The organism is Nocardia sp. NPDC005978 (assembly GCF_040614455.1).
Lineage (GTDB): Bacteria > Actinomycetota > Actinomycetes > Mycobacteriales > Mycobacteriaceae > Nocardia.
This window is the reverse complement of record NZ_JBEXUS010000037.1, coordinates 1-23,688: the sequence shown is the minus strand read 5'-3', so window position 1 is coordinate 23,688 and position 23,688 is coordinate 1. Positions and strand designations below refer to the sequence as shown.

Below are 23,688 nucleotides of genomic sequence, written 5' to 3'. Positions count from 1 at the left end.
GGGCCAATTGCGCGGGACCCCAAGGGGAGTGGCCCGGCGCGGATTCAGCTGTTCTTGAAGGGGTTGAGCGTCTTACCGACGAGATAACCCAGTCGAACGGGCATGGGCTTCATGGCGGCTGCGGAGATCTTGTTGAAGGTGCCCGGGACGCAGACGGGGTTTCCCTTCATCACGGCCGCCCAGCCTTCGGTGACGACGGCGTCGGGCTGCTGCCAGAGGATTCGGGGCAGGTCGTTCGCTCGGTCTCGGGTGCCCATCACGTCGTGGAACTCGGTGCGAGTGAAGCCGGGACACAGGGCGGTGACGTGGATTCCGTGGGGTTTGAGTTCCATGTCGAGGGATTGCGAGGTGTTCAGCACGTAGGACTTGATGCCGGTGTACAGCAGGCTGGCCGCGGGGGGAGCGAACGCGGCGGCCGAGGACACATTGATGATGCGGCCCCAGCGGCGTTCCTTCATACCGGGAATGACCAGGTGAATGAGCTGAGTCTGGGCGGTCACCATCAGCTGGATCTCACCGGCCAGGACCTCCCACGGGGTGTCGGCGAAGGCGGTATTGCCCGACAGTCCCGCGTTGTTGATCAGAATGTCGATGTCCAGGCCGACGTTGCGGGCGTGGTCGAGAACAGCGGTGGGTGCGGCGGGGTCGGTGAGGTCGGCGGCGAAGACCTCGCAGCGCACCCCGTGCCGTTCGGTCAGTTGCGTGGCGAGTTCGCGGAGTCGGTCTTCGCGCCGGGCCACCAGCAACAGCTGGTAGCCGCTCGCGGCCAGGTGGTGGGCGAATGCCGCGCCGATGCCGGCGGACGCGCCGGTGATCAACGCGGTGCGGGGTGGAGTCGTCATGGGTCCTTCGTTCGGGTGCGGGAGGCGAGGCGTCGAGGACGTCGGCCGGACAGGGTCGTGACGGCCCGGGACGCGGGCGGCGCCGATGTCGCCGCGGTACGGGGTCTCTTGAACGATGCTCAAGAAGCCTAACGTTTTCTTGAGCGCCGCTCAAGATATGGTGGTGCGGTGCCCAGGAATCGAGGTCCGCAGAACCGTGCGGAGAAGCGCGAGGAGATCGTCGCCGCGGCGCATCGGCTGCTCATCGACGACGGCTTCGAGTCGGCATCCACGGCGCGGATCGCCAAAAGCGCCGGGGTTACCGTCAATACGATCTACTGGTACTTCCGGGACAAGGACGAGGTGCTCATCGCGGTCCTGGACCGCATCCTGGCCGAGGCGCTCGCCACCTACGCGGAGATCGACGCGCTGCCGTTGACCGACCGGCTGCTCTGGGTGGTCGACCAGCTGGAACAGCTGCACGGCCTGGTCAATACCGTGCATGCGCGCGCGGCGACCTCCCCCTCGATCGAGGCCTGGCACACGGGTTTCCACCAGCTCGCCGACGCGCTGTTCGCCGACAGTCTCCGCGCCGCCGGTGCGTCTCCGGCCGACCTGCCCGCGATGTCCGCCATCGGAACCTTCGTGATCGAAGGGCTCCTCACCCACAGGCGCGACGATGCCGACAAACGAGCGGTCATCGACCTCCTGGTCCGCAGCCTCACCGCGGCCCCCGGCGACCCCGGACGGCACTGACCGCGGCATCTCCGCGGACCTGCCGTGATTACGGTCAGTACGCTGGGTCGGTGACGGTCTCGACGTTCTTCTGCTCCTCCTGCGACGAGGTACACGAGGGGCCTCCCCTGAGCTACGCCGCCGTCGCACCGGTCTATTGGACCGACGCTCACACCTCGCAGCAGGGCTGCGTGCTGGGCGAGGAACAGTGTGTGATCGCGGGCGAGCACTTCTTCGTCCGGGCGAGCCTGGCGCTCCCGATCTCCGATACCGGTGGCGAGTTCGACTGGGGCGTCTGGGTATCGCTGAGCCCGGCCAACTTCGCCCGGATGTCGGAGGTGTGGGAACGGCCCGAAAGGGTCGAGGAGCCACCGTATTTCGGTTGGCTGTCCACGGAGCTACCCGTATACGAGCCGACGACGGTGAACCTGAAGACCAGGCTCCACACCCGCCCCCTCGGCGAACGCCCGTCGGTGGAGCTGGAGCCCACCGACCACCCCCTCGCCGTCGACCAGCGGGAGGGGATCACGATGGCCCGGGTCCGCCGGCTGGCCGAACACCTGCTGCACACCGACCCGCAATTCGGCTGAGCAGCACGCCGTTTCGCCGCGGATCGTCCCGGCGCGGCCGGGACTGTCGCGCGCCGCGAGCGGTTACGGCAGGATCGAATCGACGTAGCCGCCGTCGACGCGCAGGGCCCCGCCGGTGGTCGCCGAGGCGAACGGTGAGCTGAGGTAGACGACCATATTGGCGATCTCGTCGGGCTCGATGAGCCGCTGGATCAGCGACTGTGGGCGGTGTGCGCGCATGAACTCGCGCTGGGCCAGATCCCAGGGCAGTGCCGGGTCCACCAGTTGGTAGACGAAATCCTCCACCCCGGCGGTGTGGGTCGGCCCCGCGATCACGGAGTTGACCGTGACCCCTGTTCCGGCAACGTCTTTGGCGAAACCGCGGGAGAGCGCCAGCAGCGCGGTCTTGGACACCCCGTAGTGGATCATCTCCTCGGGGATGACGATGGCCGAGTCGCTGGCGATCTGGAGGGCGCGGCCCCAGCCCCGGTCGACCATGCCCGGCAGGTACGCGCGGAGCAGGCGGGCCGAGGTCAGGACGTTGACCTCGAAATAGGTGCGCCACTGCGTGTCGGTGATCTCCCGCGCCGGGACCGCCTCGAAGATGCCGAGGTTGTTGACCAGGATGTCGACGGCGGGCAGTTCGGCGAGCAACCGGTCGACCCCCGCATCGGTCGTGACGTCCGCACTCACCCCGAGTACGTCCCCACCCGCGGCGCGCAGTTCGGCGACCGCCGCCTCGACCCGGTCCGGCGTCCGCCCGTTGACCGCGACCCGGGCCCCGGCGCGGGCCAGACCGGCGGCGATGGCCAGCCCGATGCCCTGCGTAGATCCGGTGACCAGCGCGGTCCTGCCCCCGAGGTCGATGTTAACGAGCGACACTCCTTCGCGGATGGTCATGTGGCGTGCGATATTCGCTGCGCCGGCCGAGTCTATGGAGTCGGCGGGAGTCGCCCGCACAACCCGACGTTCTTCGGCGAGGCGTGCCGCGCCCGCCCGCGGTGGCGAGCGGTACGCTACGGCCCGGGGGATTCGGGCGGTCGGCACGAGATGCGGAAACTGTCCCGCATGCCATTTCCACTGCGATACGGGGGGTTTCGATGACTCATATAGATGCGATGCGAGCGGGCGTGCAGTCCCCCTACGCGAATGTGCCCGAGGTTCGGCGACTGACCCGCCTCGCCGGATTCGCCGCAGTCGCGCTGGGCATCGCGCTCGTGGCCTGCGCCGTCGGACTGGTCGCGTCCGGGCTGGTGAACACCGAATACCTGATCGCGGTAAGCGTGGTAGCGCTGCTGCCCGGGATCACCGGCGTCAGCCTGCTCATGGCATCCCGGCGGATCCTGCGCGGGGAGATCTACGGCGCGATCAAGGCGATGACGACCCTGGTCGCCACGGTCGGCCTCGTCCTGCTGGGGACGGTGGGCGCCCTCATCGAAGGCCCTTGGCCCGCAAAGGTTCTGATGGTAGTTCTCACCGTCGGGACCGTGACGACCATGACCCTGGTCAACCGCGCCGATCGAGCACTGAAGGGCCAATAGCGCAGGCGCGGTGCTGTTCCCGTCCGGACCGGGCGCACTCTCGTGTACGAGATCGCTCAACGCTGTCTCCGATGCAATGGTCACGGGCTCGCGGGAGGCCGCGATCCGCGATCCGCACGTCGTGGTCGACACGCACCGCGTCCTACCCGTCGGCTGCGATGTGCGCGCCGTGCTCGCTGGTCCGCGACCACTTCGCTCTCCGGCCCCGGCGCGTTGTGGATGCCTCTGATCGGTGCTAGAACAGGGCAATGCGCCGGTTGCTGGTCACCGAGAACATCACCGCCGACGGGCGGATCGAGATCATCGACGAGTGGTTCGCACCTACCCCCGAGGGCGGCATCGTGGAGTGGCTGTCCGCGACCGAGCGGGTGGGCGCGGCCTCCGACACCGTGCTGCTGGGGCGGCAGACCTTCGAGGACTTCCGGGGCTACTGGCCGCAGCACACCGACGAGCCGGCGGGCGCCTACCTCGACCAGGTGCGGAAGTACGTCGTCTCGTCGACGATGACCGACCCGCGGTGGCGTAACTCGACGGTCCTGTCCGGCGACCCGGTCGAGGAGGTACGCCGGCTCAAGGAGTCCGACGGCGGCGACATCACCCTGTGCGGCAGCCCGACCTTGGCGCACGCGGTGCTGGCGGCCGGGCTCGTCGACGAGATCCGGCTGCTCGTGTTCCCCGCCGTCCAGGGCCGGGGAAAGAGCCTGGTCGCCGACGGCACCTCGTTCGACCGGCTCGAGGTGCTCGAGTCGCGGGCGTTTCCTTCGGGCGTGACGCTGCTCCGATACGCCGTGAGCTGATGCGCACGTTCGTGTGGCAGGGAATCGACGAGCCGCGGATGGAGATCGTCCGGGTGGAGAGCCCGGACCGAGCACGCGGCACCCTCATCGGGCTGGTGTACGAATTGCGCTGGGAGCTCGATGGTTCGGAGCTGATCGTCGACATCGGCGCGGGCCCGGTCCGGCACACCCTCGGCGGGGCGGACTTCTTCGATCTTCAGCACTCGGCATACTTCAACTCGCTACCCGTCCTGCACGACCACCTGTTGTCGAACGCCGCACCACCCCGGGACTACACGATGCGTTTCGTGAGCGTCCCCCAGCTGAGTTCCGAGCTCACCGCGCAGCGCTACGAGCCGCGCGGCGACGGCGTGGTCGGCTTCGCTTCCGGCGACTACCACGCCGAAATCGAGTTCGACCGAGACGGTTTCGTCGTCACCTACCAGGACTACATTCGGCGGCTACATCCCTGAACGCAACGCTCGAACACCCGGGAGGACAGGACGATGGATGACAAGGTGACGACCATCGATGACTATCTCGATGGCGTCGACGCCGCTTTCCGGCCGGAGCTCGAACGTATTCGCAGTCTCGTGACCGAGCTGGTGCCGAGTGTGGAAGAAACGATCAGCTACCGCATGCCGACCCTGAAGTACAAGAACCGCGCACTGGTGTTCTTCACCGCGTCGAAGAAGCACATGAGCTTCTATCCCTCGTCCTGGGCGATCGCGGAATTCGAGGACCGGCTGGCGGAGTACCGCACCTCCGAGCACGCGATTCGGTTCACGCTGGAGAAGCCATTGCCGAGCGACCTGATCGAAGACCTGGTCCTGTTCCATGTCCGCCAGATCGACGCCGACCGGAGTTGACCGGCCACGCCGGGACGGCTCCGAGACATCCCGGGCAGGCACCACCGAGCTGGAGGTTTCCCCAGTGCCGAAGGGCATTTCTCGTAATGAGCTGTGGGCCATGGCCCACTCCGAACGCGCGGCGCTGGCCGACGATCTCGCCGCTCTGGACGACGTGCGGTGGGCCCGGCAATCGCTGTGCGGACGTTGGACGGTGGAGGAGGTCCTGGCCCACCTCACCGCGGCGGCGAGTACGGGCCGGCTCCGCTGGCTGATCAGCGTCGCGGGCGCCCGCTTCGACTTCGACGAACACAATGCCCGCCGGCTGGCCGAGCACCGTGGCACAACCGCCGCGGAAACGCTGGAGCGATTCCGGAAGATCATCACCAGCACCACATCGACATTCGGCCCCACCGCGGCCTGGCTCGGTGAGGTGGTCGTCCACGCCCAGGACATCCGGTATCCGCTGGGCCTGTCGCGTGAGCCCGCGGTCGAGGCCGTCACCGAGGTCGCACGGTTCTACGCGAGCCGGGACTTCACCGTCTCCGGCCACAGCGTGATCGAAGACCTGCGCGTGGAGGCGACCGACGGCCCCTTCGCCGCGGGAACGGGCCCGCTGGTGAGCGGAACGACCCTCGCCTTGACCATGGCGATGGCGGGCAGGGCCGTCTACTGCGAGGAGCTCACCGGGCCCGGCGTGCCCACCTTGCGCGGTCGCCTCTGAGCCACCGTCGGTCCGGTGTGCGGGACACGGTCCGCCACCGTCCAGCGTTCCCTCAGCGCGCGTACACGCTCACGATCGAGCCGTCGAGATTCGCCGCGATGTACCCGCCGCCACTGTATTCGTCACTGAGATAGACCATCAGCGTCGGCTTGTCGTCGTTGAACGTCCAGGCCGGATTGACGATCAGGTAGCGGCTGGTCGGATTCGCCAGGCCGAGCTTCTCGTGCGCCGTGGCCAGCAGCGCTGGCAGGATGTCCCAGTTGATGCTGTTGAGCGTGATGGTCGGCTCGTCGGCGATCTGCCCGCCCGCGCCCTGGCGGCTGGTGGTGCCGTTGCGGTAGGAGTACTCGTCGTACACCGTCGGCCGGTCCTTGACCGGCGCGCCGAAGTTCGCGTACTCCGGGTAGAACACCGTCTCGGTGAAAACCGTTCCGCCGGTAGCTTTCTCGAAGCTCTCGATCGCCTGGCGAATACCGGCCGGGGTGAGCAGATCGGTTTTCGCCGACGTGCTGGTCGTGGTCCGGGCCGCGCCGCCGGTGGTGGGAACGATCGGAATCGGGATCGTTGCGCGCACGTCGGTGGTGCCCGGGATCTGGCTCGGCAGCGCCTGGCTGTCTGAATCCTCGGGCAGCAGGGTCACCGCGGCGACGACCCCCACCGCCAGCACCGCCGCGACCCCGGCGCCGACCAGAATCCAGCGCCGCTGCCCGGACGGCGCGGGCGGGTGCTGCATCGGCGCCTGCGGTGCGGTGGCGGGCATGGTCGGCGCGTACGGCAGCGACTGCTGCGGCGCCGAGTTGTACTGCGGGCGTGCGTAACCCGCCGGCGGGGTCTGCACCTGCGGCATCGAGGGGTGCGACGGCGCGCCCTGATACACCGGCTGAGATCCGGGGAATGTCGTCGCGGCGTGCGCCGCGGGAAAGCTCGGGTTCGAACCCGTGATCGCCTGGGAGAGCAGCCAATCCAGCTGATCGGCCGAGGGCCGCTGATCGGGGTCGGGCACCAGCAGCGCCTGCAGCGCCGTCGTCAGCGCGCCCGCCTGCCGGGGCGGCGGCACGTCACCGCGCAGCACCGCGGCCAGCGTGGCCACCGAGGTGTCGCGCCGCATCGGGTGATAACCCTCGACCGCGACGTACAGCACCAGGCCCAGCGACCACAGATCCGAGGCCGGATGCCCCTCCTGCCCGCCGAGTCGTTCGGGCGCGACGTAATCCAGCGACCCGACCACGCTGCCGGTGGAGGTCAGCCCATCCATGTCGTTGATGGCCGCGATGCCGAAGTCGGTGAGCACCGGCGAACCGTCATCGCGCAGAATCACGTTGGCGGGCTTGATGTCGCGGTGCAGGATGCCCACCGCGTGCGCGGCCTTGAGCGCGGCCAGGATGCCGCGCCCGATCTGCGCGGCCCGGTCCGGGCTCATCCGGCCGCCGTCCAGGCCCGGGCCCGGATCCAGGTGTTCGGCCAGCGTCTTGCCGCGCACCAGTTCCATGACGATCCAGGGATGGGCGACGGTGGGGGAGTCCACGATGTGGTGGATGGCCACCACGTTGGGGTGGCCGATCCGGGCCAGCGCGCGTGCCTCGCGCAGCACACGTTCGCGCTGAACCCCGGGGGTGCTCTCGCGATCGGGTTCGGCCGGGCGGACTTCCTTGAGCGCCACCTCGCGATGCAGCGCCAGATCGTAGGCCCGCCACACCGTGCCCATGCCGCCGCTGCCGAGCGGTTCGAGCAATTCGAAACGCCCGTCGATCACTGTCCGCTCGGAAATCACGGCGTCAGCCTATGGGCAGCGCCCGTTCGGCGCTAATCCTTCGTCGCGGCGGGCGCTGCCGATTGCGTCACTGTCCATTCGGCGACGTGATGACCGTGCGCGAGCCGCCCATTCACGGTATCCGGCGCACCTGCGCCATCGCGCGAATTTCCCGGTCGACGGTGAACCAGAGCGTGAGCGCGTCCGATTCACGCCGGGTATGGATCTCGATCTCCTCGCCGAATCGGATCGGGCGGTTGTATTCCAGGACGAACCGGTGCGGGCCCGCGGTGAGATCGGCGGCGGAGTCCGTGAATTCGTGCACCCCGTGCCAGTATGCGGTGTTGGTCACGTGCTGGAAGTGGTCGATATCGGTGCGGCGCAGCGGGAATGGGGTGCCCCCGGCCGCCGGCGCGGGGTCGGTCAGCCACTGCTGCCAGCGCAGGCGCTGTTCGTCGGTGGTCGTGCACATGAGGTCGAAGAACTTGTCGTCGACCCGGGAGGGGCTCATGGTCTCCTTGTTCATATGGATCCAGAAGCCCTCGGTCTCGACCAGGCCGCCGTTGTCGGCGTCGATCCGCACCCGCATCGTGCACCAGCGCGGTGAGATGCCCGAGCACCAGCGCCGCGTGCGCAGCTGCGCGGGCCAGGTGATGGGCCGCACCACGTCGATGACGGTGCGGCGCACGATCCAGTGCGGATGCGATTCCAGCGCACCGCAGTGCACCAGGTGATCGACCCCGGCCTCCTGGATGTGGCGGGCGATGCCGTCGATGCGCAGGCCCTGCTCCTCGTCCATGTCGCAGGTGCCCAGGCGTCCGGGGAAATCGAAGATATGGCCGGTGGACGGCACGGGGGCGAGCGGGCGCAGCAGGGGATGATCGGCGGCAACGAGCGGCGGCGCGGTCGCGGGTCGAGCGGCGAGCTGGGTCATCGGCAAACCTCCGGGGCGTCCAGACAGGGCGGAGAGCGGGGAGTGCACTGAAGTACTACGGCGGCCTATATCAAGGGGGCGCAGGCAATGCCTCGCCGAGTGATACGCAGCGTAATGCAGCATCGGTTCGACACCCGGAGCGACGCTTCCCATTCGTCCAAGGCGTTCCCCGCGCGCACTGACTAGCCTTCGATCATGGGCGAACAATTGGACTCGTTACGCGCACTGTGCACCGCGCTGCCGGAGGTGAGCGAACGCCTCAGCCACGGCGAACCGACCTGGTTCGTGCGCAAGAAAGTCTTCGTCATGTTCGCCGACCATCACCACGACGACCGTCTCGCCTTCTGGTGTCCCGCGCCGCCCGGGGCGCAGCAGGAGTTGATCGCCGCCGAGCCCGACCGGTTCTTCCGCCCGCCGTACGTCGGCCATCGCGGCTGGCTCGGGGTGTATCTGGACGTACCGGTCGACTGGACCGAGATCACCGAGGTGGTGCACGACGCCTATCGGATGGTCGCGCCGAAAACCGTACTGGCGCAGTGGGAAGGGTGACGGCGCGGCCTCGCGGTCACAGCCCGCGATAATGGTCGTCCAGTACCGGCACCGGGTCCAGGTCGGGAATGTGGTGGCCCGCGTTGCAGTGGTCGGTCAGATCCTTGCCGTCGCGGGCCTGCACGACGCGGATGCGGCCGACGAGTCCCTCGATCGACCGTGCGACCCGGTCGGCGTGCCGGTAGCCGGGGGCGTCCCGGTCCGCGATGATCCAGACCCGGCGCGCGCCCGCGAGCATGCGGCCGTGTTCGGGTCGCCAGCCCTGGGCCCCGCCGGCATTGCAGGTGGCGGCGAGCCCCGCGTGCACGGCGGTCAGGGTATCGGCTTCGCCCTCGCACACGACGATGTCGCGCCCGGCCCGCACGGCCGCGAGCACCTCGGGTAGGCGGTAGGGGAGCGGGTCGAATCCGCCCGGCTCCCAACCGTGTTCGCCGTAGCGCTCCTGCCAGAACGTCTTGGCGTGACCGTACCGGTGCGGGATGTGGGCGCGAATGATCCGGCCCGCCGGTGCGCCGTCCGCGCGGCGATAGAGGTAGGTCGCCACCCGGTGCGGCCGCCCGATCCGGGCACCGAGGTCGCGCCGGTGTACCTCGAGGGACAGGCCGCTCGCCTGGAGCGCGCGGTCGGCCAGCGGCACCCGCGTGCCGGCTCGGCCCGGACGGCGTGGCAGCGTCCCCGGTCCGGGCCGGTCGAACAGATCCCGCACGCCGAGCCCGAGCCGGTACAGCACTTCCTCGTCGGAGCAGCCCGCGAAGCACCGCACGACGGTGCGCCCGCGCTGCCGGTTGTAAACCACCCCGAGCGAGGGATGATGGCGGCGGCCGTCGGCCTCGTGCACCGGGCACAGGTAGGTGAGCCACTCCCCGCCCCGCCGGCCGGGTCCGGAAACCCGTTGCAGGGCAGCGGTAATGGTGTCCCAGGAGTGATTGACGCTCATGACGCGGTCCTCTCTCCTTCGGAGTACCCGAATTCGAGAGTCGTTGAACCACACTGTGCCCGGCCGTTCGGCGATCGTTCGACCGCCGCGCGATGAGTTCCGCGGCGACGGCCCGACGACCGCCGTGCGGGCCGGAACCGCCCCGGCGCGCGGACAGCCGCGGCGACCGGTTGTCGCGCCGGTTATCCCTTGGGCAGATCCAGCCCGTCGAGCTTCTTCGCGAGCCGGTCGAGGTAGGTGTACGCGATGTCGTTCGAGGCGTCGGGCACGCCGTAGAGCACGTCGGTCACCCCCGCCTCGGCCCAGCGCTCGAGGCGTTCGGCATCGGGTTTGAAGTCCAGGGCGACCACGCGCGGCGCGCCCTCGCGGCCGGCGGCCTGCCAGGCGCGCAGCAGTCGGCTGGTGGAGCCGTGCACGTCGGTTTCGGTGGGTGTGGTGATCCAGCCGTCGGCCGAACGCGCGATCCACTTGAAGGTGGTGTCGGTGCTGCCCGCGCCGATCAGCAGCGGGATGTGCGGCTGGACCGGCTTGGGCCAGGACCAGCTGGGCCCGAAGGAGACGAAATCACCCGTGTATTCGGCTTCCTCCTGCGTCCACAGCGCCCGCATGGCTTCCACGTACTCGCGCAGCACGGTGCGCCGCTTGTTGGCGGGCACACCGTGATCGGCGAGTTCGTCCGTGTTCCAGCCGAATCCGGCGCCCAGGGTCACCCGGCCGCCGGACAAGTGATCGAGGGTGGCGATGGTCTTGGCCAGGGTGATCGGGTCACTCTCGGTCGGCAGCGCCACGGCGGTGGACAGCTCGATGCGCGAGGTCACCGCGGCGGCCGTGGCCAGCGCCACCCAGGGATCGAGGGTGCGGGTGTAGCGCTCGTCGGGCAGTTCGGCGGTCCCGGTGCCGGGGTGTGCCGCTTCGCGCTTGACCGGGATGTGGGTGTGCTCGGGCACGAAGAACGAGGAGAAGTCCCGGTCCTCCGCGGCCGCGGCCGCCGTCGCGGGCGTGATGCCGCGGTCGCTGGTGAACAGTACGATGCCGAAACGCATTATGCGCCAGCCTTTCTCACGATGCTGCGGGTTGTCTCGAACGACGATTCCCGCCGAGCTTGCGAATATTCGCAAGCTGGTTTACGAATATCTGATTCGGTCGTACGCTAGCGAGAATTCAGCGACTCGACAAGAGGAGTGCAGGTGCCCGGATCACCGCCCACACAGCGCGTTCTCGACGTGCTCGAGCTGCTCGCGGGTTCGTCGGCGGCCCGCACCGCCTCCGACATCTCGAACGAACTCGGGCTCAGCCGCTCCACCGCGGGCGCGGTGCTCGGCGTCCTCGAGGAACGCGACTGGGTGCGGCGCTCCCCGGAGCTGACCTACCAGCTCGGGGCCGGCGCGATGGCGTTCGCCGCCAGCGCGCAGGCACGCGGCGACCTGCCCGGACCCGGCGCGCTGGCCGCCATCGAGGCCCTGGCCGCGGACCTGGACTGCGGCGCGGCGCTGGCCATCGTCGCGCGCTCGCACATGGTTTTCGTCGCCGTCTCCACCGGCCGCGGGCGGATCCCGGCGGTGATCACCCCCGGCGCCCGCCTGCCCTATCGCGCACCGACCGGGGCCACCATCGCCGCGTTCAACGACGAACAGAGCCAACAGCAATGGCTGCGCCAGGCCTCCACCCGCGCGCGCATGAACGAGTACCGCGATGTGCTCGAGCAGATTCGCACGCGGGGCGTGGCCGTCTGGGGCGTGGCCGCGGAGAACGCCGGATTCCTCGATGTGCTGGCCGAGGTGGCGGGCCATCTCGACGACCACCCCGCCACCGGCGCGCTGCGCGATCGCGTACTGACCATGCTCAGCGACCTGGGCGGGCGGCCGTATTCGGCCGCGACCGTCGACTCCGATTTCGACCTGCCGATCAGCTATCTCACCGCCCCGGTCCTGAAGGCGGACGGCCGGGCGGGCTGGGAGCTGCAGATCGGCCCGCTGCGCCCGGCGGTATCGCGCGCCGAGCGCGAGCACTACAGCGCCCGGCTGACGGCCACGGCACGACTGCTGAGCCACGGCAACAACAACTGAATCCGGTGGCGGGGCAGGCGAATCCGAGCCCGGCTACCCCGAGATCAGGGCGCCCCCGGCGCCCGTTCCCGTTCGACCGCTATCGACCCGCGCACCGGGCGACGCCATCGCGGCGTTCGCCCCTCTCGCGCACCCCGAAAGGATCTGTCATGCGTTATACCTACGCCGAGGCGATGACCAATCCGGACTACTACGTCCCCCTCGCGCGGGCGGCCGAAGCCGCCGGATTCCACAGCATCACCATCGCCGACAGCGTCGCCTACCCGGCCGAATCCGACTCCAAGTACCCGTACAACGAGGACGGCAATCGCGAGTTCCTCGAGGACAAGCCGTTCATCGAGGCGTTCGTGCTCTCGGCGGCCATCGCGGCGGCCACCACCACCCTGCGCCTGACCCCGTTCGTCATCAAACTGCCGATCCGCCCGCCGGTGCTGGTGGCCAAGCAGGCGAGTTCGCTTGCCCGCCTCAGCAACAACCGCTTCGCGCTGGGCGTGGGCATCAGCCCGTGGCCCGAGGATTTCGACATCATGGGTGTCGACTTCGCGCGCCGCGGTAGGCGCATGGACGAGTGCATCGAGATCGTGCGCGGGCTGTCCACCGGTGAGTTCTTCGAGTACCACGGCGAGTTCTACGACATCCAGAAGATCAAGATGACCCCCGCGCCCACCGAACCGCTGCCGATTCTGCTGGGCGGGCACAGCGATCCGGCCCTGCGCCGCGCGGTCCGGCTCTGCGACGGCTGGATGCACGCGGGCGGCGACGCCGAGACCCTGGACAAGTACCTGGCCCGGATCAACGAATTGCGCAGCGAGCGTGACAATCCCCGCGATTTCGAGATCCACGCGGTCTCCCTGGACGCCTACAGCCCCGACGGGGTCAAGCGTCTCGAGGACAAGGGCATCACGGACGCGCTCGTGGGATTCCGCAATCCCTATGTCGCCGAACACGATACCGAGACCCTCGAGCACAAGATCTCGATGATCAATTGGTACGGCGAGAACGTCATCGCCAAAGTCAAGTGAGCACGGCCGTGACCGATCACCGAACACCCTGGGCGGCACTGGAAGACAAGCAGCGGGAACTGGCCGGGGTGAGCCTGCGCGAGCTGTTCGCGCGCGAGCCCCGGCGCGGTCCGGCCATGACGGCCGAACACGACGGCGTGGTGCTGGACTACTCGAAGAATCGCGTCGACGCCCGCACCCTGGACCTGTTGGTCGCGCTCGCCGAGGAGCGCGGTCTGCGGGCCGGAATCGAGGCCATGTGCACCGGTTCCCCCATCAACACCACCGAGGGCCGGGCCGCGCTGCACACGGCCCTGCGCGCGCCCGCCGGCGAATCGATCATCCTCGACGGTCACGACGTGGTGCCCGACGTCCACGCCGTCCTGGCCGAGATGAGCGCGTTCGCGGTACGCGTGCGCACCGGTCAGTGGCGGGGCGCGACGGGCGCGCCGATCCGCGCCGTGGTGAACATCGGCATCGGCGGCTCGGACCTCGGGCCCGCCATGGCGTACCAGGCGCTGCGCGAATTCGGTCTCGACACCCTCACGGTCCGGTACGTCTCGAACATCGACGGCCACGACCTCGCGCGGACCCTGCACGATCTCGAGCCCGAGACCACCCTGTTCATCGTCTCCTCCAAGACCTTCACCACGGTCGAGACCCTGACCAATGCCTACACCGCCCGTGAGTGGATCCTGGCGGGCACCCACGATCCCGGCGCGGTCGCCAAGCATTTCGTCGCCGTGTCCACCGCCGCGGCCGAGGTCGAGAAGTTCGGTATCGACCGGGACAACATGTTCGAGTTCTGGGACTGGGTCGGCGGGCGCTACTCCCTGCCCTCGGCCATCGGCCTGTCGCTCATGATCGCGATCGGTCCCGGCCGCTTTCACGAACTGCTGGCCGGTGCACGATCGATGGACGAGCATTTCCGCACCGCGCCGTTCGGCGCGAACCTGCCGGTACTGCTCGGGCTGCTCGGGGTGTGGTACCGAAACTTCTGGCGGGCACAGAGTTACGCGGTGCTGCCCTACGACGAGCGCCTCGCGCGGCTGCCCGCGTACCTGCAGCAGCTCGACATGGAGAGCAACGGAAAGTCCACCGGCCGTGACGGTTCCCCGCTCACCGTGGACACCGCGCCGGTCATCTGGGGCGAACCCGGAACCAACGGTCAGCACGCCTTCTTCCAACTGCTGCACCAGGGAACGGTTCTCGTGCCGGGCGACTTCATCGGGGTGCTCGAACCGGCGCACGAGCTGTCCGGGCACCACGATCTGCTGATCGCCAACCTGTTCGCTCAGACCGAGGCGCTGGCCTTCGGACAGCCCGCGCCGCAGCGGGATTCGGGTTCGCACCGCGAATTCCCGGGCAACAGGCCCAGCAACACCCTGCTGATACCGCGGCTCACCCCGTACACGCTGGGTCAGCTCATCGCGCTGTACGAGCACAAGGTGTTCACCCAGGGCTGGATCTGGGGCGTCAACTCCTTCGATCAGTGGGGCGTGGAGCTGGGCAAGACGCTGGCCCGGCGCATTCACGCCGAGCTGCGCTCGGAGTCGACCGGGGAGCACGACAGTTCGACCGCCGCGCTGATCGAGCGGTACCGCGCCGCACTGTAGCGGCGCGCGGCGCGCCGTGCGCAGTCGTCGTTCCGCGCTGCGAGGGCGCGGGGTGCCGCGCGGCGCGCCGAGATCTTATACCGCAATGTGGCGCATGAAAACTGTTGGTGCACAGGAAATGTGAATTTCCACAATTGGTTCGCATCTCGGGCGTGTCGGCGAATTCTGAGGCAAGAATGATCGACATGGCTGCGACCGGGGGTAGGACAGACGCGTGTGATCAGTCGGATGCCGACGGGATCGGCACACCCGTTCCGGGAGTGGACAATCAGCGCTATCCGCTCGGGGAACCGGGCAGCGAACGCTGGCGCGCGGCCGTGTCGGCCGCGCGCGCCGATCTCGCGGCGGACGGCTGCACGGTGCTGCGCGGCTTCATCCGGTCCGATCTGATCGAGACCCTGCGCACCGAAGGGGTCGCACTCGCACCGCACGCCTACTACGCGGTCGAGCGAGTCAACGCGTACAACATTCCGCTCGACACCGAACTGCCCGCCGGACATCCCGGGCGCATGGTGCTCGAACGCGGAAACGCCTTCGTGGCCCGCGATCTCATTCCGGCCGAGGCGCTCGTGCACCGGCTCTACACCCATCCGCGCTTCCAGCAGTTCATCGCCGACTGCTTCGGGCTGGACACGTTGCACGAGTACACCGATCCACTGGCCGGCCTGTGCCTCAACGTCGTCGCCCCCGGAATGTCGCACCCCTGGCATTTCGACACCAACGAGTTCACCGTCAGCATGCTCACCCAGGAGCCCGAATCCGGCGGAACCTTCGAGTACTGCCCGAACATTCGATCGCGCACGGCGGAGAACTTCGACGATGTGCACGCGGTGCTGCGCGACGAGGGCGATCAGCTGGTCCGCAAGCTCGAGTTACGCCCCGGCGATCTGCAGTTGTTCCAGGGCCGCTTCTCCCTGCACCGCGTGGCGCCCGTCGGCGGTGCGGTGCAACGACATTCGGTCATCTTCGCCTACAGCGACATTCCGGGCGTGATCGGCACCGCCGAGCGCTCACGCCAACTGTTCGGCCGGGTCACCCCCGAACACCTCGCCGCCGCGGCCGTTCGCGGCGATGGCCTGCTCGACTGAGAGCACTCGACTGACACCGCTCGACCGCTCGACCGTTAGATTGCTCGACTGAGAAGAGGACCAGCACGTGCCAGCCTCGTCCCGCAGCACCGTCCTGCACAGCACCGGAAAAGCCTCGTTCGACGACATTTACACCCGTCCCGATCCGCGTGCATACCTCGCCCGAATGTCCGAATTGGACTATCGGATACCGGAACTGGCCAAGCCGCACTTCCAGCAGCTGCTCCTCGACCATCACGCCGCCACCGGCATCACCGCCCCGACCGTCCTGGACATCGGCTGTTCGTACGGCGTGAACGCCGCGCTGCTGCGCCTGGACACCGATATGACCGACCTGTTCGGCAGCTACCGCGCGCACGCGGCCCTGGACTCGGTCGAGCTCATCGCCCGCGACCGGGCCCGGATGCTCGAACACGATCAGCTACCCGGGGTACGCTTCATCGGCATGGATTCCTCCAGTCCCGCACTGGATTACGCGCGCGCCGCGGGCTTCCTGCACGCCACCGTGCACGCCGATCTGGAGGCCGCCGATCCCACCGAGACCCAGCGCCGGACCCTGGCGACCGCGGATCTGGTCATCTCCACCGGATGCGTCGGTTACGTCACCGATCGGACCCTGCTGCGCGTGGCCCGCGCGCACGGTGGGAAGCTGCCCTGGATGGCGCATTTCGTCCTGCGCATGTTCTCGTTCGACCCGATCGCCACTCGCCTGGCCACCCTCGGATATCAGACCGAACTGGCGCCCGGAGCCTTCCGGCAACGCCGCTTCGCCTCCGAGGAGGAACAGGCACAGGTGCTGAACAGCTTGGCCGCCAAGGATATCGACACCGGCGACCTGGAATCGGACGGCTGGCTCTACGCCCAGCTGTACCTGTCCCGGCCGTCACCCGATCTAGCCACCGATCACCCCTGACCATCCGACCACGAGGACAAGCATTGAGCGAACGGACCTTCGCCCACGACGACCAGCTGCCGCGGGTGCCGCTGCCCACGCTCGAGGAGAGCTGCACCCGGTTCCTGCACTGGAGTGCACCGCTGCTGACCGGCGACGAGTACGCCGCCACGGCGGCGGCCGTCGAGGATCTGCTGCGCCCGGACAGCCCGGCTCGCACCCTGCACGCGGATCTGCAGCGATTCGACGCGGAACCCGGTGTGGGCAGCTGGCTCGACGAGTTCTGGCCCGCCCGCTACCTGGGCCGGCGCGATCGCATCGCGCTCAACGCGAATTTCTTCTTCCTCTTCCACGATGACACCGCGCTGGCGGCCTCCACCTCGGCCGATCAGGCCGAGCGGGCCGCCGCGCTCATCACCGCGGCGGTGGACTACAAGCTGCGCCTGGACGCCGAGGAGATCCCGCCGGTCACCCAGCGCGGTCAGCGGCTCAATATGGCGCAGAACAAGTTCCTGTTCTCCGAGACTCGAATTCCCGGGGAACCGCAGGACACCGTGCGAGTGCCGTACACCGAGGAATGGCCGGGGCACTCACAGGCCCGGCACATCGTGGTCTTCTACCGCGGCAACATGTTCCGGATGGACGCGCTGGGCCCGGGCGGAGCGCCCTACACCCCGGAGGATCTGACGGCGGGTCTGCAGGCGGTCATGAAGGCGGGCGCGCGGCGCGCGGCGGTCAACGCCTCCGCCGGGCATCTGACGACCCTGGCTCGTGTCGAGTGGGCGCCGGTGCGCACGGAACTGCTGGCCACCAACGCCGAGGTCTTCGAGACCATCGAGACGGCACTGTTCTGCGTCTGCCTCGAGGATTTCGCACCGCGCGACACCCTGCACGCGTGCGATCAGCTCCTGCACGGCGACAGCGGCAATCGCTGGTTCGACAAGGCGGTGTCCTTCGTCGTATTCGCCGATGGACAGGCGGGCATCAATGTCGAGCACTGCGGTCTGGACGGCACCACCATCCTGTCCTTCGTCGACACACTGCTGCAGGATCCGGTGAGCGTGCACGCCGAGCGGTCCGGCGCCCAGGCGCAGGGATTGCCCGCGATCGAGCCCATCGAGTTCGTCCTCGAAGCCCAGCACCGAGCGGTGATCGCGTCCGCCGCAGCCGCGTTCGCGCAGTTCGCGGCCGATACCGCCACCTCCACGGTGTCCTTCGATTTCGGTACCTCGTTCGTCAAGACCCTGGGCATCTCCCCGGACGCGTTCGCGCAGTTGAGCTATCAGCTCGCGCACCGGCGCAGCAAGGGCCTGACCGGGGCGACCTACGAATCGATCGCGACCCGCCAGTACCGCAACGGCCGCACCGAGGCCATGCGCGTGGTGACCACCGAAATCCTGGATTTCGTTGCCGCCATGCAGGATCCGGCCGCCGATGCCGAGACCAAGCTGGCCGCGGCCCGCGCCGCGGCGACCGCGCACGTGCAGCGCGCCCAGGAATGCCAGCGTGGAGAGGCTCCCGAGCAGCACCTGTGGGAACTGCAACTGCTCCAGCGCCGCCGGGGCGAGCAGTTGGGCGCGACGGCGCCCATGGCGTTCTACGACAGTCCCGGCTGGCGCATCAGCCGCGACGACTACCTGAGCACCAGTTCGGCTCCCTCGGTCAACATCCAGTACTTCGGTTTCGGCTCCACCAGCCCCACCTGTATCGGCATCGCCTACGTGCTACTGCCGGACCACTGGAACCTGTACCTCGCGACTCCGAAGTCGGTGGCCCACGAAATGCACGAGTTCGCCGCGCAATTGCGCATCGCGGCAGACGAATTGGCGGCACTGCTGAGCGCGTGAGGTGAAACCGATTGTGACGGACCACAAAGGGTGATCGCCGAGGGGCGCATCACGCTGTGCTCGTCACAGCCGTTCACCACCCGCGTTGTGTGGCGTCGGGTGACCCGCACTGTGATGCACGGCATTTCGGGATGCTGAGCGCCACGGTGCTTCGGCCCGCCGGGGATTCCGGCGGGCCGATTCGCGTTCCGGAGTTCGTGCGATGGCCGACGCCGGAGGGTGGTGTCGCATCGTGGAGTTTCCCGGAGCCGGACTCGCGTTCGGGCAATGGTCCGACCCGGTCGGCATCGGAGACGGCGAACCGACGGGGCGGATTGCGGGCTCGAGGTGCTTCCCGCCTGATCGGTGACCGGCGTCAGCGGGCGGGCCGAACCGCGTCGCGGCGCTCGCGCAGCCTGCCCGCGCGGGTTCGATCCGACACCCAGGTCAGAGCGCCGGGCTTGTGGGCCTCGGTCGCCAATTCCTTGACCGTCTGCTTGCAGACGAGCTCCTTCATCGTGGCTCCGGGGCGTCCGCCCAGGTACATCCACTTCGGAGTGTCGTCGCGGTCGGCCACCTGAAAGATGCCCGCGCGGCGGCCGAGACTGAGGCAGAGGCCCGCGAAGCCGAGGCCGATGGCCTCGGGGCGATCACCCGCTATCCGCGCCAGCACGGTGTCGGCGGCGTGCGCGCCCAGTGGCCGCGCCGCCTGGCAGCTCATGCGATAGGGCAGATTCGACGGGGCGGCCGAGTCGCCCGCGGCCACAATGTGCCGATCGTCGACGCTGGTCAGAGTCTCATCGGTGAGCAGTCTGCCCTGGGCATCGGTACTCAGGCCACTGCGAGCGGCCAGATCGGGTGCGCCGAAACCGACGGTCCAGATGGTCACCGCACTCGGTAGTTCGCCACCGTCGGCCAGGCGCACGGCATCCCGGGTGACAGCGGTGACCCGGGCGGTGGGTCCCTCGAGCACCGTCACACCGAGTTCGGCCAATCGTTTGACGGCCGAGCGTCGTGCCTTGGGGTGCAGGTACGTCCCGAAATTGTCCCCGCAGACCATCGTGACCGTGCGGCCCGCCTCGGCCAATTCGGTCGCGATCTCGAGTCCGGTGGAACCCGCGCCGACAACGGTGACCGGTGCGTCATCCGGAGTCGCGCGCAGCACCGGTCGCAGTCGCTCGGCCTCCTCGAAAGTCGCTATCGGATAGGCGAACTCGGTCGCCCCCGGTACCCGCGGATCAGCGCTACCACTGCCGGCAGCGTAGACCAGATAGTCGTAGCCGAGATCACCGCCGCTCGCGAGTTCGAGTCGCTGGACATCATGATCGATGAGCGTGACGGTATCGACCAGCAGGTGAACTCTCGGAGCCAGCAGTTCGCGGTAGTCCATGACCGCATCGTCGGATCCGGTGACCAACTGGTGCAGGCGAATTCGCTCGACGAATTCCGAGCGCGGGTTGATCATAGTGACCGTGACGCCATCGTGCTTGGTCAGGCGATTGGCAGCCATTACGCCGGCATATCCGCCGCCGATCACGACGACATCGGTATTCGTGGTCATGTTGTTCGCTTTCGCTCTCTGTGGAGTGGACTCCGGCTCATGCACCGGAGCCGAATGAATGCTGTTGTGCCCGCGCGGTAGTCGACTAGCTACACACTCGCTCGGCTGTGACCCGCACGTGAGCACCCTCCAGCAGCGTTCGTACGAACCGCAGGTGAGCGGGCAGCGCCAGATCCCACACCGCGCGTCCCGCCGCTTCATCGAAACGGATGAACGTCGCCAGCAGCACACCCCGCGCATCGCGCCGGAACAGCAGCTGTCCCTCGAACCCGAAGTCCGATGCCACCTGCAGCAGTGCGTAATCGAGCTCGATATGCGCAATCGGCCAGCCCTGCACGGTGCGCGCCGCGCCGATCGGATGCCGCCGCAGCGCGATCTTCTGCCAGGCCCGCTCGAGATCGGCCCGCATCTCCGCCGATGCGCCTTCGAGGATTATCCGCGCCCATTGTTCGGCCGAATGCGAGTCGGCATTCGCGATGTGGAGCAGAGTCGCGTCGATGTGCCCGATATCGGCCAGCGTGCTCAGTGCGAGTTCGTCCGGGCGGAGTTCGATCTCCTCGACGCGTGCCCCCTCGATGAGGTCGTTCCGCTCATGCACTTCGTGTCGCGCCATGTCTTTGCCCATCGATAGTCACAGGTAGGACGCTGATTCTCGCCAGCGCCGATAGATACAGGACAGTACTGTATCTATCGAGGATGATGTAATCAAGACCCCCTGCGACTGATTGGTTGACTGCCGATGGCCCCTCCGGTGCGAACTCCCCGCCAGGCCTGGATCGATGCCGCCCTGAGCATCCTGTCCACCTCCGGCCCGGACGCCATTCGCGTGGAAACCCTTGCGGCGGAACTGGGCGTCACCCGCGGCGGGTTCTACCGCCAATTCGCGGGCCGCCAGGAATTACTCGACGCAGTCCTGGATGCGTGGGAGCATCGGGCCATCGATGATGTCCTGCGCCGCCTGGCTGAAGACAGCGGCGATGCCAGGTCCAAAGTCCGTAAGGCCGGCCGCTGGACTCTCTCGAAGGACCTCATGCCGATCGATCTGGCAGTGCGCGAATGGGCGCGCCGCGATCCTGCCGTGGGCGCCCGTCTGGAACGGGTGGACAACAGTCGGCTGTCTTATCTTCGTGAGCTGATCGGCACCCTGTATGACAACCCCCGGGAGGTGGAGGCTCGTAGTCTGCTGGCGTTCTCGCTGATGATCGCGGATTATCTGATTGCTGTGACTCCGGAGACGGGTAGTCGGGCTGAAATCAGTGCGGCTGCTACGGATCTGATTCTGGGGTAGGTTGCCTCTCGCTGGGTCGTGAGGGGCTGAATCTTGGTATGCGCGGTCGGTTCTCGGGGGTATCGGAACGTTGGGAGATGGTCGCGTTCAGGGACGGCTGGATAACGAGAAACAGCTTTGGGGGACAGGCTGCGGGTTGGGTGCCCTACCGCAGGAAGAGCGGCCTGGATAACGAGTACCAGCCGAGTTCGGTGGGGGAGTTAAGGCTGCGGTTCCAGCCCTTCCGGGGCAGAGCAGCCTGGATAGCGGGATACCAGCGGGGACCGGTTGAGAGGCTCGACTGCGGTTCCAGCCCTCCCGAGGGAGAGCAGCCTGGATAACGAGAACCAGCGGAGTGCGGTCGGGGTGAGCGGGCTGCGGTTCCAGCCCTCCCGGGGCAAAGCAGCCTGGATAACGGAATACCAGCGGGGCCCGGTTGGGAGCCTCGACGACGGTACCGGCCCTCCCGGGCCGATAAACGGGATCCACCACTCGTGGGGGTACAAGCAACCCTCGAATCGACTACCGCTCACCACAATCACCCTCTAAGGCAGTGCCAGCATTGAGCGACGACGGATCTTTGTCTGTAGATCTCGAGAAGGTTCCCACTGCCATCCAGCCACGCTGGTAGGGCGAGGGCGCTCCCGGCTGGGGAGCCGAGGTCGGGTACGGCAGGCGAGGTAACCAGCACTGCCGCGTTGTTCTTGCTTGTCCTTCTGAACCCCGCTGGAAGGCGAAGGGTGCGTGCGGGTTCGGGCTACGTCGGCCACTGGAGTGAACACCGATGCCGCTCTTCGCTCTTAGCTCGTGGGGTTCGGCTTTGGGGTTTGGGTTTCGGCTGTGGGGCAGCGCTTAACAGAGCCGCCGTGCCGGGATACCCGGCACACCCGAAGGGCTCGGCACGCGTGGGTGATGACGGAAATTCACCCGGGGTCTACGAGCGGGGTCGATATGCGGTGGTGGTATCCACCCGGTTTTGCCGGGATGCTCCGAATCTTCCGGCATGACAATTGTTTTCCAACCGTTCGGACCAGAATTGACCTGTGCGTGGCAGGCATCGCACGCGAAAGTCAGGTTCTCGATATCGGTGTCGCCGCCATCAGCCCATTCTGTGATGTGGTGGACTGCGGAGCGGGTGGCTGGTGCGTCGCATCCGGGGCGGGTGCACCCGCGTTCAACGGCGGTGAGTGCGAGGCGCTGTTCTGCCGATGCCAGGCGTTGACCGCGTGAGAGGTGCAGGGGGCGGCCGTTGGCATCCACGATCACCAGGTACGGGGTCGACCGCGCGGCCAGTGTGATCGCTTCGGTGATCGAGAGCGTGCCCCCGGTGTTCGTGGTGGCGAGCCCGGTCCGCTGCTCCAGGTCCGTCAGGCGCATGGTGACCACGGTCGAGACCGGCAAGCCTCGGTGATACCCGAGTTTGGTGGGCCCCATGTCCGGCTGCAGGAACCGCAGCAGCGCATCGTGATTGCGTTGCGCTTCACTGCGGTGATCACGCTTGGCCGCAGCCCGCAACACGTTCCGAGCAGCGACGGTGGCAGCGTCGGCGTCACTGTCATCGGCTTCGGACTCGGTGTCGATCCCGAGTTGCGCGGTGGTGTGCGGGCTCTCGGGATCATCGGGGTTGCACATGCCGGGTCGCGCGAACTTGGCGAACATGGGCAGGAATACCGCACCCAACTCCGGGGTGAGCAGACCCGAGATCGGGAACATCCCATCCGCACGCTGGCGCCCGATGCAGATCCCGCGCATCCGCTGCCGGTCCTTGTCCGCGGTCAACACCCCGTCCGGGTCGGCGTAGGCCAGGACTCGGATACCGGCCTGGGTCACCCCTTTCGGGTCACCGACGCACGCGAAGTCGGTCAACGTCTTCTCGGCGAGTTCCTTCAGCTTCGGTTCCACACTGGCAGGGATCCGGTCCAGGACCTTCACGATCGCTTGCACGTGATCGGCGGAGATCTCTCCCGCACGCTGAGCGGCGGCGATGTAGGGAAACACGGGCGGCCGCTGGAGACTGCCTTCGGACACCGTGGAGAGCCGGTCGGCGTTGCGTACCCGAGCGGCAGCTTCGAAATGGGAGATCCGCAGCGTTTGTTGCAGGAACACGATCAGACTCTTCACTCCGGCCTGCGTGTTCAACCCCCGCACACCGCATTCGAGGACGAAGCGTTGCTTCACCGCTTCGAG

The 23,688-nt window shown here is 67.9% G+C and carries 24 protein-coding genes; 15 read left to right on the top strand and 9 right to left on the bottom strand.

The window, feature by feature from the left end; genetic code table 11:
- Positions 1-44: 44 nt before the first annotated feature.
- Entirely contained in the window at positions 45-842 is a 798-nt protein-coding gene (locus tag ABZ319_RS18655) for an SDR family oxidoreductase (protein WP_354987666.1), read from the bottom strand.
- A gap of 168 nt (positions 843-1,010) precedes the next feature.
- Here ABZ319_RS18655 and ABZ319_RS18650 point away from each other — a divergent pair, with 168 nt between their 5' ends.
- Both ABZ319_RS18650 and ABZ319_RS18645 read left to right on the top strand, forming a co-directional pair.
- Positions 1,011-1,577 carry a TetR/AcrR family transcriptional regulator gene (locus ABZ319_RS18650; RefSeq protein WP_354987665.1) on the top strand — a complete coding sequence of 189 codons (567 nt, stop codon included), beginning with the start codon at positions 1,011-1,013 and terminating at the stop codon, positions 1,575-1,577.
- A gap of 50 nt (positions 1,578-1,627) precedes the next feature.
- Complete coding sequence (locus ABZ319_RS18645; RefSeq protein ID WP_354987664.1) at positions 1,628-2,146, top strand: DUF2199 domain-containing protein; 519 nt, start codon at positions 1,628-1,630, stop codon at positions 2,144-2,146.
- 63 nt (positions 2,147-2,209) lie between these two features.
- Here ABZ319_RS18645 and ABZ319_RS18640 read toward each other — a convergent pair whose 3' ends face one another.
- On the bottom strand, positions 2,210-3,025 hold the full coding sequence (locus tag ABZ319_RS18640) for an SDR family oxidoreductase (protein WP_354987663.1): 816 nt from the start codon (positions 3,023-3,025) through the stop codon (positions 2,210-2,212).
- Between the two features lie 200 nt (positions 3,026-3,225).
- Between ABZ319_RS18640 and ABZ319_RS18635 the strand changes: the two genes are divergently transcribed.
- The 5 genes from ABZ319_RS18635 to ABZ319_RS18615 all read left to right on the top strand — a co-directional run bounded on the left by ABZ319_RS18635 (position 3,226) and on the right by ABZ319_RS18615 (position 6,014).
- The gene (locus tag ABZ319_RS18635) at positions 3,226-3,666 is read left to right on the top strand and encodes a hypothetical protein (protein ID WP_354987662.1); all 441 of its coding nucleotides are present in this window, start codon (positions 3,226-3,228) and stop codon (positions 3,664-3,666) included.
- A gap of 248 nt (positions 3,667-3,914) precedes the next feature.
- Positions 3,915-4,463, top strand: a complete 549-nt coding sequence (locus ABZ319_RS18630; protein ID WP_354987661.1) for a dihydrofolate reductase family protein — start codon at positions 3,915-3,917, stop codon at positions 4,461-4,463.
- Positions 4,463-4,915, top strand: coding sequence for a putative glycolipid-binding domain-containing protein (locus tag ABZ319_RS18625; RefSeq protein WP_354987660.1), 453 nt, complete (start codon positions 4,463-4,465; stop codon positions 4,913-4,915). Before ABZ319_RS18630 ends, ABZ319_RS18625 begins: the two co-directional genes overlap by 1 nt.
- Positions 4,916-4,948: 33 nt before the next feature.
- Entirely contained in the window at positions 4,949-5,311 is a 363-nt protein-coding gene (locus tag ABZ319_RS18620) for a DUF1801 domain-containing protein (RefSeq protein ID WP_354987659.1), read from the top strand.
- Positions 5,312-5,375: 64 nt separating this feature from the next.
- On the top strand, positions 5,376-6,014 hold the full coding sequence (locus ABZ319_RS18615) for a maleylpyruvate isomerase family mycothiol-dependent enzyme (RefSeq protein WP_354987658.1): 639 nt from the start codon (positions 5,376-5,378) through the stop codon (positions 6,012-6,014).
- A gap of 52 nt (positions 6,015-6,066) precedes the next feature.
- On the opposite strand, the gene ABZ319_RS18610 is transcribed toward ABZ319_RS18615, so the two are convergent.
- Positions 6,067-7,785 (bottom strand): protein kinase, encoded by a 1,719-nt coding sequence (locus ABZ319_RS18610; RefSeq protein ID WP_354987657.1) that lies wholly within the window; start codon positions 7,783-7,785, stop codon positions 6,067-6,069.
- Positions 7,786-7,897: 112 nt separating this feature from the next.
- A complete protein-coding gene (locus ABZ319_RS18605) occupies positions 7,898-8,698 on the bottom strand; it encodes an acyl-ACP thioesterase domain-containing protein (protein WP_354987656.1) in 801 nt (266 codons plus the stop codon).
- 195 nt (positions 8,699-8,893) lie between these two features.
- Between ABZ319_RS18605 and ABZ319_RS18600 the strand changes: the two genes are divergently transcribed.
- The gene (locus ABZ319_RS18600) at positions 8,894-9,247 is read left to right on the top strand and encodes an MmcQ/YjbR family DNA-binding protein (RefSeq protein ID WP_354987655.1); all 354 of its coding nucleotides are present in this window, start codon (positions 8,894-8,896) and stop codon (positions 9,245-9,247) included.
- Between the two features lie 16 nt (positions 9,248-9,263).
- Here ABZ319_RS18600 and ABZ319_RS18595 read toward each other — a convergent pair whose 3' ends face one another.
- A complete protein-coding gene (locus tag ABZ319_RS18595; protein ID WP_354987654.1) occupies positions 9,264-10,184 on the bottom strand; it encodes a toprim domain-containing protein in 921 nt (306 codons plus the stop codon).
- A 182-nt stretch (positions 10,185-10,366) separates the two neighbouring features.
- Positions 10,367-11,227, bottom strand: coding sequence for an LLM class F420-dependent oxidoreductase (locus tag ABZ319_RS18590; RefSeq protein ID WP_354987653.1), 861 nt, complete (start codon positions 11,225-11,227; stop codon positions 10,367-10,369).
- Positions 11,228-11,371: 144 nt separating this feature from the next.
- On the opposite strand from ABZ319_RS18590, the gene ABZ319_RS18585 reads away from it, so the two are divergent.
- From ABZ319_RS18585 to ABZ319_RS18560, 6 genes are all read left to right on the top strand, one after another.
- Positions 11,372-12,250, top strand: coding sequence for a helix-turn-helix domain-containing protein (locus ABZ319_RS18585; RefSeq protein WP_354987652.1), 879 nt, complete (start codon positions 11,372-11,374; stop codon positions 12,248-12,250).
- 149 nt (positions 12,251-12,399) lie between these two features.
- Positions 12,400-13,272 (top strand): TIGR03619 family F420-dependent LLM class oxidoreductase, encoded by an 873-nt coding sequence (locus ABZ319_RS18580; protein ID WP_354987651.1) that lies wholly within the window; start codon positions 12,400-12,402, stop codon positions 13,270-13,272.
- An 8-nt stretch (positions 13,273-13,280) separates the two neighbouring features.
- Positions 13,281-14,867, top strand: coding sequence for a glucose-6-phosphate isomerase (pgi, locus tag ABZ319_RS18575; protein WP_354987650.1), 1,587 nt, complete (start codon positions 13,281-13,283; stop codon positions 14,865-14,867).
- 185 nt (positions 14,868-15,052) lie between these two features.
- Complete coding sequence (locus ABZ319_RS18570) at positions 15,053-15,955, top strand: arpA protein (RefSeq protein WP_354987649.1); 903 nt, start codon at positions 15,053-15,055, stop codon at positions 15,953-15,955.
- A gap of 67 nt (positions 15,956-16,022) precedes the next feature.
- Entirely contained in the window at positions 16,023-16,868 is an 846-nt protein-coding gene (locus tag ABZ319_RS18565; RefSeq protein WP_354987648.1) for a class I SAM-dependent methyltransferase, read from the top strand.
- 23 nt (positions 16,869-16,891) lie between these two features.
- Positions 16,892-18,694, top strand: a complete 1,803-nt coding sequence (locus ABZ319_RS18560; RefSeq protein ID WP_354987647.1) for a choline/carnitine O-acyltransferase — start codon at positions 16,892-16,894, stop codon at positions 18,692-18,694.
- A 355-nt stretch (positions 18,695-19,049) separates the two neighbouring features.
- On the opposite strand, the gene ABZ319_RS18555 is transcribed toward ABZ319_RS18560, so the two are convergent.
- The gene (locus tag ABZ319_RS18555; protein ID WP_354987646.1) at positions 19,050-20,234 is read right to left on the bottom strand and encodes an FAD-dependent oxidoreductase; all 1,185 of its coding nucleotides are present in this window, start codon (positions 20,232-20,234) and stop codon (positions 19,050-19,052) included.
- A gap of 85 nt (positions 20,235-20,319) precedes the next feature.
- On the bottom strand, positions 20,320-20,847 hold the full coding sequence (locus tag ABZ319_RS18550; protein WP_354987645.1) for a hypothetical protein: 528 nt from the start codon (positions 20,845-20,847) through the stop codon (positions 20,320-20,322).
- A 126-nt stretch (positions 20,848-20,973) separates the two neighbouring features.
- On the opposite strand from ABZ319_RS18550, the gene ABZ319_RS18545 reads away from it, so the two are divergent.
- Positions 20,974-21,522 carry a TetR/AcrR family transcriptional regulator gene (locus ABZ319_RS18545; RefSeq protein ID WP_354987644.1) on the top strand — a complete coding sequence of 183 codons (549 nt, stop codon included), beginning with the start codon at positions 20,974-20,976 and terminating at the stop codon, positions 21,520-21,522.
- Between the two features lie 831 nt (positions 21,523-22,353).
- Here the strand turns inward: ABZ319_RS18545 and ABZ319_RS18540 are convergent.
- Positions 22,354-23,688, bottom strand: a 1,335-nt coding sequence (locus ABZ319_RS18540; protein WP_354987643.1) for a DUF222 domain-containing protein, incomplete at its 5' end; no start/stop codon positions are given.

Excerpts from the sequence above, each read along its gene's own strand:
- ABZ319_RS18655 (WP_354987666.1), bottom strand. The coding sequence starts at position 842 with ATGACGACTCCACCCCGCACCGCGTTGATCACCGGCGCGTCCGCCGGC.
- ABZ319_RS18640 (WP_354987663.1), bottom strand. The coding sequence starts at position 3,025 with ATGACCATCCGCGAAGGAGTGTCGCTCGTTAACATCGACCTCGGGGGC.
- ABZ319_RS18635 (WP_354987662.1), top strand. The coding sequence starts at position 3,226 with ATGACTCATATAGATGCGATGCGAGCGGGCGTGCAGTCCCCCTACGCG.
- ABZ319_RS18630 (WP_354987661.1), top strand. The coding sequence starts at position 3,915 with ATGCGCCGGTTGCTGGTCACCGAGAACATCACCGCCGACGGGCGGATC.
- ABZ319_RS18625 (WP_354987660.1), top strand. The coding sequence starts at position 4,463 with ATGCGCACGTTCGTGTGGCAGGGAATCGACGAGCCGCGGATGGAGATC.
- ABZ319_RS18620 (WP_354987659.1), top strand. The coding sequence starts at position 4,949 with ATGGATGACAAGGTGACGACCATCGATGACTATCTCGATGGCGTCGAC.
- ABZ319_RS18605 (WP_354987656.1), bottom strand. The coding sequence starts at position 8,698 with ATGACCCAGCTCGCCGCTCGACCCGCGACCGCGCCGCCGCTCGTTGCC.
- ABZ319_RS18600 (WP_354987655.1), top strand. The coding sequence starts at position 8,894 with ATGGGCGAACAATTGGACTCGTTACGCGCACTGTGCACCGCGCTGCCG.
- ABZ319_RS18595 (WP_354987654.1), bottom strand. The coding sequence starts at position 10,184 with ATGAGCGTCAATCACTCCTGGGACACCATTACCGCTGCCCTGCAACGG.
- ABZ319_RS18590 (WP_354987653.1), bottom strand. The coding sequence starts at position 11,227 with ATGCGTTTCGGCATCGTACTGTTCACCAGCGACCGCGGCATCACGCCC.
- ABZ319_RS18580 (WP_354987651.1), top strand. The coding sequence starts at position 12,400 with ATGCGTTATACCTACGCCGAGGCGATGACCAATCCGGACTACTACGTC.
- ABZ319_RS18570 (WP_354987649.1), top strand. The coding sequence starts at position 15,053 with ATGGCTGCGACCGGGGGTAGGACAGACGCGTGTGATCAGTCGGATGCC.
- ABZ319_RS18555 (WP_354987646.1), bottom strand. The coding sequence starts at position 20,234 with ATGACCACGAATACCGATGTCGTCGTGATCGGCGGCGGATATGCCGGC.
- ABZ319_RS18550 (WP_354987645.1), bottom strand. The coding sequence starts at position 20,847 with ATGGCGCGACACGAAGTGCATGAGCGGAACGACCTCATCGAGGGGGCA.
- ABZ319_RS18545 (WP_354987644.1), top strand. The coding sequence starts at position 20,974 with ATGGCCCCTCCGGTGCGAACTCCCCGCCAGGCCTGGATCGATGCCGCC.